15 protein-coding genes are annotated in these 17,969 nt (G+C 72.3%); 3 read left to right on the top strand and 12 right to left on the bottom strand.

The window, feature by feature from the left end; genetic code table 11:
* The 12 genes from HN031_RS09185 to HN031_RS09130 all read right to left on the bottom strand — a co-directional run bounded on the left by HN031_RS09185 (nt 1) and on the right by HN031_RS09130 (nt 13,839).
* Nucleotides 1-138 (bottom strand): hypothetical protein, encoded by a 138-nt coding sequence (locus HN031_RS09185; protein ID WP_172269198.1) that lies wholly within the window; start codon nt 136-138, stop codon nt 1-3.
* Nucleotides 139-295: 157 nt separating this feature from the next.
* Nucleotides 296-1,300, bottom strand: coding sequence for an aldo/keto reductase (locus HN031_RS09180; protein WP_253943043.1), 1,005 nt, complete (start codon nt 1,298-1,300; stop codon nt 296-298).
* A gap of 25 nt (nt 1,301-1,325) precedes the next feature.
* Entirely contained in the window at nt 1,326-2,831 is a 1,506-nt protein-coding gene (gene araA / locus HN031_RS09175; RefSeq protein WP_172271521.1) for an L-arabinose isomerase, read from the bottom strand.
* Between the two features lie 65 nt (nt 2,832-2,896).
* Nucleotides 2,897-3,574 carry an L-ribulose-5-phosphate 4-epimerase gene (locus HN031_RS09170; protein WP_172269195.1) on the bottom strand — a complete coding sequence of 226 codons (678 nt, stop codon included), beginning with the start codon at nt 3,572-3,574 and terminating at the stop codon, nt 2,897-2,899.
* A 1-nt stretch (nt 3,575) separates the two neighbouring features.
* On the bottom strand, nt 3,576-5,309 hold the full coding sequence (araB, locus tag HN031_RS09165; protein ID WP_172269192.1) for a ribulokinase: 1,734 nt from the start codon (nt 5,307-5,309) through the stop codon (nt 3,576-3,578).
* Between the two features lies 1 nt (nt 5,310).
* On the bottom strand, nt 5,311-6,369 hold the full coding sequence (locus HN031_RS09160; RefSeq protein WP_216652093.1) for a LacI family DNA-binding transcriptional regulator: 1,059 nt from the start codon (nt 6,367-6,369) through the stop codon (nt 5,311-5,313).
* Nucleotides 6,366-7,367: a galactofuranose ABC transporter, permease protein YjfF gene (gene yjfF, locus HN031_RS09155; protein WP_172269190.1), complete on the bottom strand. Its 1,002-nt coding sequence runs from the start codon at nt 7,365-7,367 to the stop codon at nt 6,366-6,368. The genes HN031_RS09160 and yjfF overlap by 4 nt, the downstream gene beginning before the upstream one ends.
* A complete protein-coding gene (locus HN031_RS09150; RefSeq protein ID WP_367650709.1) occupies nt 7,364-8,437 on the bottom strand; it encodes an ABC transporter permease in 1,074 nt (357 codons plus the stop codon). The genes yjfF and HN031_RS09150 overlap by 4 nt, the downstream gene beginning before the upstream one ends.
* Entirely contained in the window at nt 8,430-10,010 is a 1,581-nt protein-coding gene (locus HN031_RS09145; RefSeq protein WP_253943042.1) for a sugar ABC transporter ATP-binding protein, read from the bottom strand. The genes HN031_RS09150 and HN031_RS09145 overlap by 8 nt, the downstream gene beginning before the upstream one ends.
* Before the next feature lie 179 nt (nt 10,011-10,189).
* Complete coding sequence (locus HN031_RS09140) at nt 10,190-11,200, bottom strand: ABC transporter substrate-binding protein (RefSeq protein WP_172269187.1); 1,011 nt, start codon at nt 11,198-11,200, stop codon at nt 10,190-10,192.
* Nucleotides 11,201-11,598: 398 nt separating this feature from the next.
* Entirely contained in the window at nt 11,599-12,636 is a 1,038-nt protein-coding gene (locus HN031_RS09135) for a LacI family DNA-binding transcriptional regulator (protein WP_172269184.1), read from the bottom strand.
* An 18-nt stretch (nt 12,637-12,654) separates the two neighbouring features.
* Nucleotides 12,655-13,839, bottom strand: a complete 1,185-nt coding sequence (locus HN031_RS09130; RefSeq protein WP_172269181.1) for an ROK family protein — start codon at nt 13,837-13,839, stop codon at nt 12,655-12,657.
* A gap of 101 nt (nt 13,840-13,940) precedes the next feature.
* Between HN031_RS09130 and zwf the strand changes: the two genes are divergently transcribed.
* Genes zwf through eda form a run of 3 tightly spaced genes read left to right on the top strand, consistent with a single transcriptional unit; the run spans nt 13,941 to nt 17,945 of the window.
* Nucleotides 13,941-15,431, top strand: a complete 1,491-nt coding sequence (gene zwf, locus HN031_RS09125) for a glucose-6-phosphate dehydrogenase (protein WP_367650708.1) — start codon at nt 13,941-13,943, stop codon at nt 15,429-15,431.
* A gap of 11 nt (nt 15,432-15,442) precedes the next feature.
* The gene (gene edd / locus HN031_RS21050; RefSeq protein WP_367650774.1) at nt 15,443-17,302 is read left to right on the top strand and encodes a phosphogluconate dehydratase; all 1,860 of its coding nucleotides are present in this window, start codon (nt 15,443-15,445) and stop codon (nt 17,300-17,302) included.
* Nucleotides 17,286-17,945 (top strand): bifunctional 4-hydroxy-2-oxoglutarate aldolase/2-dehydro-3-deoxy-phosphogluconate aldolase, encoded by a 660-nt coding sequence (gene eda, locus HN031_RS09120; protein WP_253943041.1) that lies wholly within the window; start codon nt 17,286-17,288, stop codon nt 17,943-17,945. The genes edd and eda overlap by 17 nt, the downstream gene beginning before the upstream one ends.
* The last annotated feature ends 24 nt before the right edge of the window (nt 17,946-17,969 follow it).

The following is a 17,969-nucleotide window of genomic DNA, read 5'->3' as shown; positions in this document are numbered from 1 at the left end:
TCAGCCGCGCCCGGGCATGACGTGGGCGCAGGCGCAGTCGGTGCCGCACGGGAGGAACGTGTGGGCGTCATGTCCGCAGCGCGCGCAGGGCATGTCGTGCGACAGGTGCACGTCGTTGGTCTGCACGGTGTCCCACATGGCCTGGCCTTAAGTCGGCTGTCTCCTGGTGGTTGTTCGTAGCCACCGGCGCCAGCGACGGGTCGTTCGTCGAACGAGCCGGGGCCAGCCGGCGACGGCTGGCCCCGGCTCGGGGTCAGAGGAGGTGCGTGGACCGCAGGTCCGCGTGAAGGTACGCCTACCAGCGGCCGTGGACCTGCGCCCGGATCCTCCGGTCGTAGAGCTCGGCCACCCCGTCGAGGAACGACGCGGGCAGCTCGCCGACCTGGCCGGCAGCCGCGTTGGACGCCGCCTGGTCGACGTTGCGGGCGCCCGGGATGACCGTCGAGACGCCGGGCTGCTGGCAGACCCAGGCGATCGCGGCCTGCGCCGGCGTGACGTCGGACAGCCCGGCGTCGGAGACGAGCGCGGAGAACTCCTGCGCCGCCTCGACACCGGTCGCGTAGTCGACGCCGGAGAAGGTCTCCCCCACGTCGAAGGCGCTGCCGTCGCGGTTGTAGTTGCGGTGGTCGTCCTCCGCGAACGAGGTGTCGAGGTCGTACTTGCCCGACAGCAGCCCGGAGGCGAGCGGCACGCGGGCGATGATGCCGACACCTGCGGCGGCGGCCGCCGGCAGCACCTCGTCGAGCGGCTTCATCCGGAAGGCGTTGAGGATGATCTGGATGCTGGCGACGTGCGGGCGGGCGATGGCGCTGAGCGCCTGCGCGGCGGTCTCGACGCTGACGCCGTAGGCCGCGATCACGCCGTCGTCGACGAGGCGGTCGAGCACGTCGTAGGTCTCGTCGGCGTCGATGACCTCGCTCGGCGGGCAGTGCAGCTGCACGAGGTCGATGGTGTCGACGCCGAGGTTCGTGCGCGAGCGGTCGAGCCACTCGCGGAAGCTGGCCTCGACGTAGCTGGCCGGCACCTGCTCGGCGCGGCGGCCCATCTTGGTGGCGACGGTGAAGCCGGCGTCGGGGTGGGCCGCGACGAAGCGGCCGACGAGCTGCTCGCTGCGGCCGTCGCCGTAGACGTCGGCGGTGTCGTAGAACGTGACGCCGGCCTCGGCCGAGGCCTCGAGGACCGCGCGGGCGTCGTCCTCGCTGACCTCGCCCCAGTCGGCACCCAGCTGCCAGGTGCCCAGGCCGACGACCGAGACCTCGCGGCCGGTCCTTCCGAGAGTGCGGTGCTCCATCTGCGACATGTCCTCGATTCTCACAGACCCGGGCTCAGAGGCCCTGGGCGAGGCGGTGGTAGGCGGCGTTCCAGCGCAGCTCGCGCTGGAAGCTGCGCGGCGTGGTATCGGCGTCGATGGTGACCATCTCGGTGCCGGTCATCTCGGCGAAGTCCTCGAGCACCTCGGCGTCGACCGCCTTGGACAGCACCGTGTGGTGCGGGGCGCCGGCCATCAGCCAGGCCTCGGCCGACGTCGACAGCGAGGGGCGCGGCTCCCACACCGCGCACGCGACGGGCAGCTGCGGCAGCGCCTCGTCGGGCTCGACGACGTCGATCTCGTTGACCGTCAGGCGGAAGCGGTCGCCGAGGTCGGACAGGCCGGCCACGACCGCCGGGCCGGGGTCGGCGGTGAAGCGCAGCCGCACCGGGTCCTCGCGGCCGCCGATCGAGAGCGGGTGCACCTCGAGCGTGGGCTGCTGCGTGGTGATGGTCGGGCAGACCTCGAGCATGTGGGCGCCGAGGATCTTCTCCTCGCCCGGGACCAGGTGGTAGGTGTAGTCCTCCATGAACGACGTGCCGCCGGGCAGTCCGCCCGCCATCGTCTTGGTGGCGCGCAGGAGCACCGAGGTCTTCCAGTCGCCCTCGCCGCCGAAGCCGTAGCCGTCCGCCATCAGCCGCTGCACGGCCAGGCCCGGCAGCTGCCGCAGGCCGCCGAGGTCCTCGAAGTTGGTGGTGAACGCGCCGAAGCCGCCGGCGGTGAGGAACTCGCGCAGGCCGAGCTCGATCCGCGCGCCGTAGCGCAGCGAGTCGTGCCGTTCGGCACCCGGCAGCAGCTCGGGCGCGACGGCGTACGTGTCGGCGTACTCGATCACGAGCTTGTCGACGTCGGCGTCGGAGACCGCGTCGACGACCGCGACGAGGTCGTTGACGCCGTAGGTGTTGACCGAGACGCCGAAGCGCAGCTGCGCCTCGACCTTGTCGCCCTCGGTGACCGCGACGTCGCGCATGTTGTCGCCGAAGCGCGCCAGCTTGAGGTGCGCCAGCTCGTGCCGACCGATGGCCGCGCGGGTCCAGCGGGCGATGCGCTCGGCGACGACCGGCGACTCGACGTGGCCGGCGACGGTCTTGCGGGCCACCCCGAGCCGCGACTGGATGTAGCCGAACTCCCGGTCGCCGTGGGCGGCCTGGTTGAGGTTCATGAAGTCCATGTCGATGCTCGACCACGGCAGCTCCATGCCCGCCTGGGTGTGCAGGTGCAGCAGCGGCTTGCGCAGCGCGTCGAGGCCGGCGATCCACATCTTGGCCGGCGAGAAGGTGTGCATCCACGCGACGACGCCGACGCACGAGGGGTCGGAGTTGGCCTCGAGCATCTGGCGGTGGATCGAGCCGGCGTCGAGGAGCACGGGCTTCCACACCACCGAGACCGGCAGGTCGGCCACCTCGGCGAGACGCTCGGCGATCCCCCGCGACTGCTCGGCCACCTGGTCGAGGGTCTCGGGCCCGTAGAGGGACTGGCTCCCGGTGAGGAACCAGACCTCGGGGACGGGGCTGGACGTCATGCTCATGGGTCTCCTCGGTGGTCGCACCGCTCGTGGCGGCACAGGTGGGTGGGTGTCCGGCGCGGTCAGCGCTGGCCGTAGACGTTCTGGTAGCGGTCGAACAGGGCGTCGACGTGGTGCTGCGCGACCGGCACGGGCTCTCCGAGCTGGCGCGAGACGTGGACGGTGCGCGCCACGTCCTCGCACATCACGGCCGCCTTCACCGCCGCACGGGCGGTGGGGCCGATGGTGAAGACGCCGTGGTTGCGCATGAGCACCGCGGGCGAGCGGCTGTCGCGGAGCATGTCGACGATGCCGCGGCCGATCGAGTCGTCGCCGATGATCGCGAACGGCCCGACGGGGATCTCGCCGCCGAACTCGTCGGCGCCCATCGTCAGCACGCACGGCACCGCCTCGCCCCGCGCCGCCCACGCCGTGGCGTAGGTCGAGTGGGTGTGCACCACGCCGCCGACATGCGGCATCTCGCGGTAGACGTAGGCCTGGGCCTCGGTGTCCGAGGACGGCGCGTGCTCGCCCTCGACCACCCGGCCGTCGAGGTCGCAGACGACCATGTTGTCGGGCGTGAGGTCGTCGTAGGACACCCCGCTCGGCTTGATGACGAGCAGGTCGTGCCCGGGCACCCGCGCCGACACGTTGCCGGCGGTCCACACGACGAGCTGGTAGCGGGTGAGCTGCTCGTGCAGGGCGCACACCTCGCGGCGCAGCTCCGAGATGGTGTCGGTGACGTCGGAGACGGCGGTCATCTCAGCGGCTCCCCTCGGTCGCGGTCGTGCGGCGGGCCACCGCGTCGCGGCGGATCGCCTTGAGCCGGCGCATGGTGGTGGTGGCCCGGCCGAAGTGGTCGTGCAGCGCGACGTACTGCTCGAAGAGATCGTCGTACGCCGCGGCGCGCGCCTCGTCGGGCACGAAGACGTGGCGGCGGACCTTGCCCATCTGCTTGGCCGCGGCCGGCACGTCGTCGTAGGCGCCCGCCGCAACGGCTGCGTGGATGGCGGAGCCGAGGGCCGGGCCCTGGTCGGAGTCGATGACCGAGAGCGGCAGGCGGGTGACGTCGGCGTAGATCTGCATGAGCAGCGCGTTCTTCTGCAGCCCGCCGGCGACGATGAACTCCTCGACCGGCACGCCGCTGTCGCGGAACGTCTCGACGATGACCCGGGTGCCGAAGGCGGTGGCCTCGAGCAGGGCACGGTAGACGTCCTCGGCGCGGGTGGCGAGGGTCTGGCCGACGACGAGCCCGGACAGCTCGTGGTCGACGAGCACCGAGCGGTTGCCGGAGTGCCAGTCGAGCGCGACCAGGCCGTGCTCGCCGATCTCCTGCTCCCCGGCGAGGCGGGTGAGGTGCTCGTGCACCGACTCACCCGCGGCCGCGGCCGCCTCGGTGTAGGAGGCCGGCACGCCGTGGTCGACGAACCAGCCGAAGATGTCGCCGACGCCGCTCTGGCCCGCCTCGTAGCCCCACAGGCCCTCGACGATGCCGCCGTCGACGACCCCGCACATGCCGGGCACCTCGCGCAGCACCTCGGCGCTCATCACGTGGCACGTCGAGGTGCCCATGATCGCGACCATCTGACCGGCACCGACGGCCTGCGCGGCGGGGGCGCTGACGTGGGCGTCGACGTTGCCGACCGCCACCGCGATGCCCTCGGGCAGCCCGGTCCACCCCGCCGCCTCGGCGGTGAGCGTGCCGGCCCGCTCCCCCAGCTGGCCGATCGGGTGCTCGACCTTGTCGGCGACGAAGGCCTCGAAGCCGTCGGCGAGCTCGCCGAGGAAGGCGGTCGAGGGGTAGGCGGCGTCCTGGCCGTCGAACGTCTGCAGCTGGCCCTTGTAGCCGGCGGTGCAGGCGTTGCGGACGTAGTCGCCGCAGAGCTGCCACACGATCCAGTCGGCGGCCTCGACCCAGTGCTCCATCCGGTCGTAGAGCTCGCGGTCCTCCTCGAACAGCTGGAGGCCCTTGGCGAACTCCCACTCCGAGGAGATGAGCCCGCCGTAGCGCGGCAGCCACGGCTCCCCACGGTCGCGGGCGAGCTGGTTGATGCGGTCGGCCTGGCCCTGGGCGGCGTGGTGCTTCCACAGCTTGACGTAGGCGTGCGGGCGGTCCTGCAGGCCGTCGACCTCGTTGAGCGGGGTGCCGTCGCCGAGCGTCGGGACCATCGTGCAGGCGGTGAAGTCGGTGGCGATGCCGATGACCCGGTCCGGGTCGACGCCGGACGCGGCGAGCGCGGCCGGGACGGCGACCTTCAGCACCTCCCGGTAGTCCTCAGGCACCTGCAGCGCCCACTCCGGCGGGAGCCGGCGCTCGCTGCCGGCGAGGTGGGCGGGCAGCGACCGCTCGAGCACGGCGTGGGGGTAGGCGTGCACCGCGGTGCCCAGCTCGGCCCCGTCGGAGACCCGGACGACGACCGCGCGGCCGGACAGGGTGCCGTAGTCGACGCCGACGACGTAGTGCTCGTCGGCCTGGCCGGTGGAGGCGTCGGGCATGTCAGTGCTTCCTCTCGACGGGTGCTGCGCTGCTGGCGCGCACCACGAGCTCGGGGTTGATCAGGCGACCCGGCGCGGGGTCGCCGGACAGGGCGGCGCGGAGGATCTCGATGGCCCGGCGGCCGACCGCCTGGAAGTCCTGCCGCACGGTCGTGAGCGGCGGGACGAGGTAGGGCGCCTCGGGGATGTCGTCGAAGCCGACGACGCTGACGCCGCGCTCGCCGTCGGGCACGGTGCGGCCGGACTCGCTGAGGGCGCGCAGCAGGCCGAGGGCCATCTGGTCGTTGGCGCAGAACACCGCGGTGACGTCCTCGCGGGCCGCGATCCGCTGCCCGGCCTCGAAGCCGCTGGCGGCCGACCAGTCGCCGGTCACGTGCTCCGACGGCCTCAGCCCGGCGGCGTACATCGCGGTGCGCCAGCCGTGCAGCCGGGCCCGCGCCTCGGTCCACTCCTGGGGGCCGGCGAGGTGGACGATGTCGGTGTGCCCGAGGTCGATGAGGTGCTGGGTGCCGAGCTCGGCGCCGGCGACCTGGTCGACGCCGACCGTCCAGTGGGTCCGGTCCGGGTCGCCCTCGACGACCACGACCGGGGTGCCGAGGTGCTCCTGGGCGCGCGCCACCTCGACCGCCTCGTCGGTGGCGGAGATGAGGACGATGCCCTCCACGCCCTGGTCGCGCAGGTGGTCGATGGCGTCGACGAGCTCGCTGCGGGTGAGGCTCTGCAGGTTGACCGAGCTCACGAAGTAGCCCGCCTCGCGGCCGGCGGCCTGGATCGTGCGGTGCACGGTCGAGGGTCCCCAGTAGCCGCTCTTGGAGCCGATGACGCCGATCGTGGCCGAGCGGCGGGTGACCAGCGCGCGGGCCGCGGTGTTGGGCCGGTAGCCGAGCTGGCGGATCGCCTCCTCGACCCTCTCCCGGGTGGCGGGGCGCAGGTTGTCCTGCCCGTTGACGACGCGGGACACCGTCTGGTGCGAGACGCCGGCCAGCCGGGCGACGTCGGCCATGACCGGCGTACGCCTGCGCTGGGGGTCGGCGTCGGGCCGCGGGACGACGTCGGTCATGCCTGGCGCCTGGTGGCGAAGCGCTGCACGACGACGAAGGCGAGGAGCAGCAGGCCGGTGATGATCCGGATCCAGTAGGAGCTGAGGGTGCCGTCGAAGGAGATGAGCGTCTTGATGATGCCGAGCACCAGCACGCCGAGGAGCGAGCCGACGACGTAGCCGCGGCCGCCGGTGAGCAGCGTGCCGCCGATGACGACGGCGGCGATGGCGTCGAGCTCCATGCCGATCGCGTGCAGGCTGTTGCCGGAGAGGATGTAGAGCGCGAAGAGCAGGCCGGCGAGCGAGGCGCAGAAACCGCTGATGACGTAGACGCCGACCTTGGTCGCCGCCACCCGGAGCCCCATCAGCATCGCCGACGCCTCGTTGCCGCCGATGGCGTACACCGTGCGGCCGAAGCGGGTGCGCGCCAGGACGTACGCCGCGACGACGACCGTGGCCAGCGCGATGACCGCGGTCCAGCGGAGGTAGTAGTCGCCGATGTAGAGGGTGCGGAAGGCGAGGTCCATGAAGGTCGGGTCCTTGATGGAGATGGACTCGACGCTGATCAGGTAGGTCAGCCCGCGCGCCAGGAACAGCCCCGCCAGTGTCGCGATGAAGGGCTGGATGTCGAAGTAGTGGATGAGCAGGCCCATGAGCAGGCCGAGGACGGTGCCGGTGGCCAGCACCGCGCCGATGGAGGCGTAGGGCGACCAGCCCATCTCGAGGGTCTTGGCGGCGATCATCGTCGACAGCGCGACCACCGAGCCGACCGACAGGTCGATGCCGCCGGTGAGGATGACGAACGTCATCCCGACGCCGAGCACGATGAGGAAGGCGTTGTCGATGAGCAGGCTCAGCAGCACCTGCGGGTCGGAGAACCCCTCGTAGCGCAGGCCGCCGACGCCGAAGAGCCCGATGAACAGCGCGGCCGTGGCGATGATCGGCAGGTAGCGATTGGGCGGTCGGTAGGTCCGGACGCGGTCCCACGTCGACTCGGTGGGGACGGTGACGGCGCTCATGCTGCGGAACCTGCCTTCGCGAGGACGGGGGTCGGGGCACCCGGGGTCGGGCCGCCCGGTCGGCGTACGCGCAGGAGGCCGCGCGCCTTGGGCGACTGGAGGAGGCACACGGCGATGACGACGATCGCCTTGAAGAGGTAGTTGACCTCCGACGGGATCCCGATGTTGGGAATGGTGCGGGTCAGCGTCGCGATGAAGATCGCGCCGATGAACGTGCCGGCCAGCGAGAAGCGGCCGCCCATCAGCGACGTGCCGCCGATGACGACGGCGAGGATGGCGTCGAGCTCGATCCACAGGCCGAGGCTGTTGGCGTTGACCGAGTTGGTGTTGGCGGCGATCACCAAGCCGGCCATCCCGGCGCAGAGGCCGGAGAAGGCGTAGACGGTCCAGATGATCGTGCGGGCCCGGACGCCGGCGAGCCGGCTCGCCTCGGGGTTGATTCCGACCGACTCGATCAGCATCCCCAGCGCCGTACGCCGGGTCAGCGCCGCGGTGAACAGCAGCATGCCGACCGCGACGAGGAACGCGAGCGGCAGCGTCAGCACGAAGCCGGACGCGAGGTCGCTGAACCACGGGTTGTTGACGGTGGTGATCTGTCCGTCGGTGATCGCCATCGAGATGCCACGGCCGGCGACCATGAGGATCAGCGTCGCGATGATCGGCTGGATGCCGAGCACCGAGACCAGGAACCCGTTCCACGCGCCGAGCACGATGCAGACGACGACGGCGTAGGTCATCGCCATCACGGCGGTGCTCAGCGCGGCCTCGTCGCCGGCGTTGATGATGCGGGTGCAGGCGACGGCCGCGGCGATGGCGGCGATCGCGCCGACCGAGAGGTCGATGCCGCGGGTGGCGATGACCAGGGTCATGCCGAGCGCGACCAGCATCACCGGCGCGCTGTTGCGCAGGATGTCGACGACGTTGCCGTAGAGGTGGCCGTCCTGCATCCGGATGTCGAGGAACGAGGTGTTGACCGCGACGTTGACGAGCAGCAGGACCGCCAGGGCCAGGACCGGCCAGAGCAGCTGGTGCCGCAGCACGCGCTGGGCGAGGGTCGGGGACTCAGGCACGGGACTCCTCCTGCGTGCGGGCCTCGCCCGCGATGATCTCGAGGACGTCGCGGACGCTGACGTCGTGGTTGGTCCGCTCGTCGATCTTGCGGCGGTCGCGCATCACCACCAGCCGGTCGCTGAGCCGGAGGACCTCCTCCAGCTCGGCGGAGATGAACACCACCGACAGCCCCTGCGCGGAGAGCTCGGCGACCTTGGCCTGGATCTGCGCCTTGGCGCCGATGTCGATGCCGCGGGTGGGCTCGTCGAGGATGAGGATCTCGGGCTGGGTGATGAGCCAGCGGGCGAGCAGCACCTTCTGCTGGTTGCCGCCCGAGAGGTTGCGCATCAGGGCGGTCGGGTCGGCCGGGCGGATGTCGAGCGCCTCGATGTACTCCTTGACCAGCCGGGTGCGCGTCGACTGCGGGATCGGGCGGAGCCAGCCGCGCGAGGCCTGCAGGGCGAGGAGCATGTTGTCGGCGACGGTGAGGTCGCCGACGACGCCCTCGGCCTTGCGGTCCTCGCTCGAGAAGGCGATCTTGCGGTCGATGGCGTGGCGCGGGCTGCGCAGGCGGCGACGCTGGGAGCGGAAGGTCAGCTCACCGGTGTCGGCGGTGTCGGCGCCGAAGAGCAGGCGGGCGAGCTCGGTGCGCCCGGAGCCGAGGAGGCCGGCGATGCCGACGACCTCGCCCTCGAAGAGCTCCAGGTCGGTGGCCTCCAACGTGTTCTTGCGACCGAGGCCGACGGCCTTCAGCAGCGGCTCACCGGTCTCGGCGTCGGTGTTGGGCGACTCGCGGTCGAGCCGCTCGAGCGTCTCGAGCTCGCGGCCGATCATCAGGCGTACGAGCTCGAGCTGCGGGGTGTCGGCGACCATGCGCTCCTCGACGAGGCGGCCGTTGCGCAGGATCGTCATGCGGTCGGCGATCTCGTAGATCTGGTCGAGGAAGTGCGACACGAAGACGATCGCGACGCCCTCCGCGCGGAGCCGGCGCATGACGGTGAAGAGCTTCTCGACCTCGTCGGCGTCGAGGCTGGAGGTGGGCTCGTCGAGGATGAGGACCTTGGCCTCCACGTCGACGGCGCGCGCGATGGCGACGAGCTGCTGGACGGCGATCGGGTGCTCGTCGAGGACCGTGCGGGGGTCCACGTCGATGCCGAGGTGCAGCAGCGTGCGCCGGGCGCGGCGATTCATCTCCCGGACATTGATGGAGCCGAGGCGCCGCGGCTCGCGGCCGAGCAGCATGTTCTCGGCGACCGTCAGGTTCGGGACCAGGTTGACCTCCTGGTAGACGGTGCTGATGCCGGCGGCCTGCGCCGCGGCGGGCGAGTGGAACGCGTGCTCCTCGCCCTCGACCAGCACCTCGCCCGCGTCGATCGTGTAGACGCCGGTGAGGGCCTTGATCAGCGTGGACTTGCCCGCGCCGTTCTCGCCCATCAGCGCGTGGACCTCCCCGGGGAACAGTCGGAGGGAGACCTTGTCGAGGGCGTGGACGGCGCCGAAGGTGATGGAGATGTCGCGCATCTCGATCACCGGCTGCCGGTCGTCACCTGGCAGGGCGGCGGCGACCTCCGGCTGCGACTTCATCTGCGTCATCTCGTTCCTCTCTGGCTGCTGCGGGTGCTTGCCGTGGGCGGCGCACCGGGCCCGGCCTGACGTGCGGAGGGGCCCGGTGCAGGTGGCACGGACTCGTCACCGACCCGACCTCGTCGTGCGTCGGACCGGGTGACGGGAGGTGCGGCGCGGCCCGCGGGTGGCGCGGGCCGCGCTGCGGCTCAGTACTGCCGGTCGGGCAGGGCCTCCTTGGCCTGCTCCTGGGTGAAGGCGGCCTCCTCGGTGACGACCCGCTCGGGGACCTCCTCGCCGTCGAGGACCTTCTGGGCGAGGTCCATCAGCTGGGGCCCGAGCAGCGGGTTGCACTCGACGATGTAGTTGATCTTGCCGTCGGCGAGGGCCTGCATGCCATCCTTGACCGCGTCGATCGTGATGATCTTGATGTCCTTGCCGGGCTCGAGACCGGCGGCCTCGATCGCCTCGATGGCGCCGAGGCCCATGTCGTCGTTGTGCGCGAAGACGACGTCGATGCTGTCGTCGGACTGCAGGAACGACTCCATGACCTGCTTGCCGCCGTCACGCGTGAAGTCACCGGTCTGCGACGCGGTCACCTCGATCGTGTCGTCGGCGGCGATCTCGGACGCGAAGCCCTCGGCGCGGTCGATCGCCGGCGCGGCGCCGGTCGTACCCTCCAGCTGGACGACGTTGACGGTGCCGTCACCGTCGACGTCGGAGTCCGCGGCGTTCTCCACCAGCCACTGGCCGGCCTTCTCGCCCTCGAGGACGAAGTCGGAGCCGAGGAACGTCTCGTAGAGCGACGGGTCGTCGACGTCGACCGCGCGGTCGGTGAGGATCACGGGGATCCCGGCCGCCTTGGCCTCCTGGAGGACGGCGTCGAAACCGGTCTCCACGACGGGGCTGAAGGCGATGACGTCGACCTTCTGCTGGATGTAGGACCGGATCGCCTGGATCTGGTTCTCCTGCTTGCCCTGGGCGTCGGTGAACTTCAGGTCGATGCCCTCGGCCTCCGCCGTCTCCTGGATGGACTTCGTGTTCGCCGTGCGCCAACCGCTCTCGGCGCCGACCTGCGCGAAGCCCATCGTGATGGTCCCGTCGCCACCGCCGCTGTCCGACCCGCTGTCCGCGTCGGAGCTGCTCCCGCAGCTGGTGAGAGCGAAGGTGCTCAAAGAGATCGCCGCCACAGCGACCAAGGTCTTCTTCACCACTGTCATTCCTCCACATCAAAGGGGCTTGTCGGCCCGTGTGACTGGTGTCACGTCCGATGAGTGTGAGCGCTAACATCGGTGGTCGTCAAGTGGCCGTTCCCCAAAATCCTCGTTGAAATGTGAACGCTCACTCTGGCGGTGGGGTCTTGGAGCGGTGAGTGAGGCAGGTTCTGGGCTCGGAGAACCTGCGTCACTCACCGCCCACCCGAGGGTCGTACGCCGACACGCCCGCAGCGGTGAGTGAGGCAGGTTCTGGGCACGGAAAACCTGCGTCACTCACCGCCCACCCGCGCGTCGTACGCCGACACGCCCCAAGCGGTGAGTGAGGCAGGTTCTGGGCGCGGAAAACCTGCGTCACTCACCGCCCACCCGCGGGCGAGGGGCGGGGGCGTGCAGACCCGACGTCAGGACGTCCGCGAGGGCGGGGCGGAGGAGGCCCGCACCGTGAGCGTGGGCTCGATCGGCTCGGCGGTGGCCTGCTCGTCGCCGCGGACGGCGGCGAGGGCGAGGTCCAGGGCGCGGCGGCCGAGCTCGGAGAAGTCCTGGGAGACCGTGGTGAGGGCGGGCCAGTAGAACGCCGACTCGGGGACGTCGTCGAAGCCGACGACGCTGATGTCGTCGGGCACCCGGCGCCCGCGCTCGTGGAGGGCGTGCAGCAGCCCGAGCGCCATGGAGTCGTTGCCGGCGAAGACCGCGGTGACGTCGGGGTCGTCGGCGACCATCAGCCCCGCGGCGTGGCCGCTGTCGGCCGACCAGTCGCCGTCGAGCTCGGGTCCGGGGAGCAGGCCGCGCCGCTCGTGCGCGCGCCGCCAGCCGGCGCGCCGCTGGTCGGCCTCGACCCAGTCGAGGGGGCCGCTGAGGTGGGCGATCTTGCGGTGCCCGAGGTCGAGCAGGTGGCCGACCGCGAGCTCGGCGCCCGCTGCCTGGTCGATGCCGGCAGTAAGCGGGGCGCCCGCGGTGACGCCCTGCACCGTCACCAGCGGGATCGTGAGCTGCAGGGAGCGTGTCATCTCGGCTGCCTCGCGGTGGGCGACGGCGACCACGATGGCCTCGACGGCCTGGTCGTAGAGCCGGTCGACGGCGCTCTGCAGCGCCTCGAGGGAGAACTCCGACAGCCCCACGAGCGAGACGTCGTAGCCCTCGCGGTGGCCGGCCTCCTGCACGCCGAGCGCGATCATGCTCGGGCCGTGCAGGGCGAGGTGGGCGGTGACCATCCCGATCCGGCGCGAGCGGTTGGTGGCCAGGACCCGGGCGGCGAAGTTGCGGCGGTAGCCGAGCTCCTCGATGGCCGACTGGACCCGCAGCCGGGTCTCCTCCTTGACGAGCGAGGCGTCGTTGAGCACGCGCGACACCGTCTGGTGGGACACCCCCGCCCGCTCGGCCACCTCCGCCATGCTGGGGGACCGGCGTGGGCCGTTCCTCCGCGCGCGCTGCTCCCCCATGGCCGCGATCCTAGGTGCTCACCACGCGCTCGGGGCCGCGCTCGGACCCTCGCGTGCGAGCTCGGCGAGCCGGGCGTCGACGGACCTGGGAGCCAGGACGTGGTCGAGCGCCATGACCGCGCACCCGACCAGGCCGGCGCGGTCGCCGTACGTCGACGGCAGCACCTGCAGGTCGCGGGTGGCCAGGACGGTGGAGGCGGCGTAGACGCTCTCGCGCAGGCCGGCGGCGTAGACGTCGAAGGCGGCGGACATGTCGCCGCCCACGACGACCGCCTGCGGGTTGAGCAGCGTGATCGCGGTGGCCAACACCTCGCCGACCAGCCGGCCGCTCTCGCGCAGCATCGCGCGGGCCTCGGCCTCGCCGGCGATCGCGAGCGCGGTCAGCTCGCGGACGTGGTGGACGTCGCGGCCGGAGCCGGCGCGCCGCGCCACCAGCGCCCAGCCGCCCGCCACCGTCTCGAGGCACCCCTCGGCGCCGCACCGGCATGACCGACCGGCACCCGCCCCGACCTTGACGTGCCCGAGGTCCCCGGCGCCGCCGAGGTGGCCGCTGACCACCTCGCCGCCGGCGACGATCCCCAGGCCGAGGCCGGTGGAGGCCTTGAGCACCAGCATGTCGGCGTACGTCGCGCCGTGCCCGAGCCGCTCGGAGAGGGCCAGCACGTCGGCGTCGTTGCCGACGAGGAGCGGGGCGTCGGTGACGTCGGCGACGTAGGGCGCGAGGTCGACGCCGTCCCAGCCCGCCATCACCGGGGAGGCGAGGCTCACCGCGCGCTCGGGATCGATGGCGCCGGGGAGGCTGACGCCCACGCCCAGCACCGGCCGGTCGTCGGGGAGCAGGTCGCCGAGTCGGGCGGCGACCGGCGGGAGGACCGCGTCGGGGCCGGCGCCGACCTCGTGCTCGACGGACGCGGTCGCGAGCTCGGTGCCGGCGAGGTCGAAGCCCGCCAGCTGCGTGCGCGAGCGGCCGACGGCGACCGAGAGGACGACGCCCGCGTCCACGTTGAAGACGAGGCTGCCGGGCGGTCGACCGCCGGTGCTGGCCAGCTCCTCGCCCAGCAGCAGCAGCCCCGCGTCGGCGAGGGCGTTGACGCGGGAGACGACCGCGGTGCGGGACATGCCGGTCAGCCGGCGCAGCTCGGAGCGGGTGCTGGCCCGGCCGGTGCGCACCAGCTCGAGCAGGTCCCCTGCGGTCTCGTTCATCGCCGAGATCCTAGGCGTGAAGACCCATCCCTCGCCGACTTATGCACACGAAAGTCCTAAGAAGGGGTCACAGTGAGCCGAAGATGGGTTAGCGTCGTCGCGTGACCTTGCCCACGACCGAGCTCGCCACCGAGCTCCCGGACTGCGACTTCGTCGTCTTCGGCGGCACCGGGGACCTCGCGCTGCGCAAGCTGCTGCCGGCCCTCTACCACCGCGAGCGCGAGCACCAGCTGCCCCGCGACTTCCGCATCATCGGCGCCTCCCGCAGCGACCACGACGACGCGGCCTACCGCGCCCTGGCCCGCGGGGCGCTCGGTCGCCACGTCGACCCGGCCGACCTCGAGCCGGCCGCCGTCGACCGGATGCTCGACCGGCTCCACCACCTGACGGTCGACGCGAGCGACCCCGACGGGTGGCACCACCTGCACGGGATGCTCAAGGAGCGCGACCGAGGCGTGGTCCGGGCCTTCTACCTCGCCGTCGCGCCCGCGCTGTTCGGGCCCATCTGCGAGCGGCTCGACGAGATCGGCGTGGTCGAGCCGACCTCGCGCGTCGTCATGGAGAAGCCGGTCGGGACCGACCTCGCCTCGGCGCAGCGGATCAACGACGCCGTGGGCCGGGTCTTCGAGGAGCACCAGGTCTTCCGGATCGACCACTACCTCGGCAAGGAGAGCGTCCAGAACCTCCTCGTCACCCGGTTCGCCAACACGTTCCTCGAGCCGCTGTGGAACTCCCGCTGGGTCGACCACGTGCAGATCACCGTTGCCGAGACCCTTGGCGTCGGCGACCGCGGCGCCTACTACGACACCTCGGGCGCGCTGCGCGACATGGTGCAGAACCACCTCCTGCAGCTGCTGTGCCTCGTCGCCATGGAGCCGCCGACGTACGTCGGTCGCGAGACGGTCCGTGACGAGAAGCTCAAGGTGCTGCAGGCGCTCAAGCCGATGGGGCCCGCCGACGTCGACCGCGACACCGTCCGCGGGGCGTACGGCCAGGGCGTCGTCGACGGCCGCGTGGTGGCGTCCTACGCCGAGGACCTCGGGCACACCGGCTCGAGCACCGAGACCTTCGTCGCGATGCGCGCCGAGGTGCAGAACTGGCGCTGGGCCGGGGTGCCGTTCTACCTCCGCACCGGCAAGCGGATGAGCCGGCGGCTGTCGGAGATCGTCGTGGTCTTCAAGGAGCCGCCGCACGCGATGTTCCCGCACTCCGAGGGCGCGGTGCTGGGCAACCGGCTGCACATCCAGCTCCAACCGGAGGAGGGCATGCGGCTGCACATGACCGCCAAGGAGCCCGGCCCCGGCGGCATCCGGCTGCACCCGGTCTCGCTCGACCTCAGCTATGCGACCGCCTTCTCGGAGCGGTCGCCCGACGCCTACGAGCGGCTGCTCATGGACGTCATCAAGGGCAACCCGACCCTCTTCATGCGACGCGACGAGGTCGAGGCCGCCTGGGCCTGGGTCGAGCCGATCCTGTGCCGCTGGAGGGCCGACGGCCACCACCCCAAGCGCTACCCCGCCGGCACGTCCGGCCCGACCGCCGCGGCCATGCTCCTCGAGCGTGACGGCCGCACCTGGCAGGAGATCGAATGACCACCGACCGCATGCACCCCGTCGTCGCCGCGGTGACCGCCCGGCTCGTCGAGCGCAGCACCGCCTCGCGCGCGGCGTACCTCTCCCGGGTGCGCGCCGCCGCCGGCACCGGCCCGGCCGCGCGCACCGACCTCGGCTGCGCCAACCTCGCGCACGGCTTCGCCGCCAGCGAGCCGGCCGCCAAGACCGCCCTGCGCGGTCGCACCAAGCCCAACCTCGCGATCGTCACCAGCTACAACGACATGCTGTCGGCGCACCAGCCGTTCGTGGACTACCCGCCCGTGCTCAAGAAGGCGGCCGTGCGCGCCGGCGGGCTCGCCCAGGTCGCCGGCGGCGTCCCGGCCATGTGCGACGGGATCACCCAGGGTCGCGCCGGGATGCAGCTGTCCCTCTACAGCCGCGACGTGATCGCGATGTCCACCGCGATCGCGCTCAGCCACGACATGTTCGACGGGACGCTGCTGCTCGGCGTCTGCGACAAGATCGTGCCCGGGCTGCTCATCGGCGCGCTGTCGTTCGGCCACCTGCCCACCGTCTTCGTCCCCGCCGGGCCGATGCCCTCGGGCCTGCCCAACGCCGAGAAGGCGCGGATCCGCCAGCTCCACGCCGAGGGCAAGGCCACCCGCGAGCAGCTGCTCGAGGCCGAGGCCGCGTCCTACCACTCGGCCGGCACCTGCACGTTCTACGGCACCGCCAACTCCAACCAGCTCCTGATGGAGGTGATGGGCCTGCACCTGCCCGGCTCCTCCTTCGTCAACCCCGGTACGCCGCTGCGCGACGCGCTCACCCGGGCGGCTGCGGCCCGGGCGGTGGCCATCACCCGCCAGGGCGGCGAGCCGACACCGATCGGCGAGCTGGTCGACGAGCGCACGATCGTCAACGCCTGCGTCGCCCTGCTCGCCAGCGGCGGCTCGACCAACCACACCCTCCACCTCGTCGCCATCGCCCGCGCCGCGGGGATCGCGCTGACGTGGGAGGACCTGTCGGACCTCTCGGCCGTCGTGCCGCTGCTGTGCCGGATCTACCCCAACGGCCAGGCGGACGTGAACCACTTCCACGCCGCCGGCGGCATCGCCTACCTCGTGCACACCCTCCTCGGGGCCGGCCTGCTGCACGAGGACGTCCAGACGATCGTCGGCCGCGGGCTGTCGCTCTACACCCGCGAGCCGGTGCTGCGCGGCGACGACCTCACGTGGGAGGAGGGCCCCAAGGCCAGCCTCGACCACGACGTGCTGCGGCCGGCCGACCAGCCCTTCGCCCCCGACGGCGGCCTCAAGGTGCTGACCGGCCCGCTCGGCACGGCCGTCATCAAGACGTCCGCCGTCGCTCCCGAGCACCGGGTGGTCACCGCGCCGGCGCTGGTCTTCGACGACCAAGCCGACTTCCTCACCGCCTTCGCCGAGGGGCGGCTCGACGGCCGCGACCTCGTCGCCGTCATCCGCTACCAGGGACCGGCGGCCAACGGGATGCCCGAGCTGCACAAGCTCACCCCCGCGCTCGGGGTGCTGCAGGACCGCGGACAGCAGGTCGCCATCGTCACCGACGGCCGCATGTCCGGCGCCTCCGGCAAGGTCCCCGCCGCCATCCACGTCACCCCGGAGGCCGCGCTCGGTGGTCCGCTGTCGCGGATCGTCGACGGCGACGTCGTCACCGTCGACGCGCTCACGGGCCGCCTGGTCGTCGCCGACGAGGCCGCGCTGCGCAGCCGCCCGGCGACCGGCCGCGCGCCCGAGGGCGCCGAGTTCGCCGGCACCGGCCGCGAGCTCTTCGCCGCCTTCCGCGCCACCGTCGGTCCCGCCGACGCCGGCGCCAGCGTCTTCCCCGCGTTCGACATGCCGTCCCCGGAGGTGCCCGTTGCCCAGCACGCCTGAGTCCCCGACCGTGGGGTCCCTGCTCGACGTCGTCCCGGTCATGCCGGTGGTCGTCGTCGAGGACGTCGCCCACGCGGTCCCGCTGGCCCGCGCCCTCGTCGCCGGCGGCCTGCCCGCGATCGAGCTGACCCTGCGCACCCCCGTCGCCCTCGACGCGATCCGGGCGATCGCCGCCGAGGTGCCCGACATCCTCGTCGGGGCCGGCACCGTGCTCGCGCCGGCCCACGCCGAGGCGGCCCGCGACGCCGGCGCCACCTTCCTCGTCTCCCCCGGCGCCACGCCGACCCTGCTCGAGGCGATGGCCGGCACGGGCCTGCCCTTCCTGCCCGGCACCGCGACGGTGTCGGAGGTGATGGCCGTGCTCGAGGCCGGCCACACCGAGATGAAGTTCTTCCCCGCCGAGGCCGCCGGCGGCGCGCCGTGGCTCAAGTCGATCGCCTCGCCGGTGCCCGACGCGCGGTTCTGCCCGACCGGCGGCATCACCGCCGCCAGCGCGGCGTCCTACCTCGCGCTGCCCAACGTCGGGTGTGTCGGCGGATCCTGGCTCACCCCGGCCGACGTCGTACGACGCGGCGACTGGGCCGAGGTCGAGCGGCTCGCCCGCGAGGCGGCCGGCCTGCGAGCGGGATCCGCGGCGGCCTGAGCACCACCCGACTCCTCCGGGGGT

This window comes from Nocardioides sp. zg-1308, from assembly GCF_013155375.1.
In the GTDB taxonomy this organism is placed as follows: Bacteria; Actinomycetota; Actinomycetes; order Propionibacteriales; family Nocardioidaceae; genus Nocardioides; species Nocardioides renjunii.
This window is presented reverse-complemented; position numbering and strand designations above follow the sequence as displayed.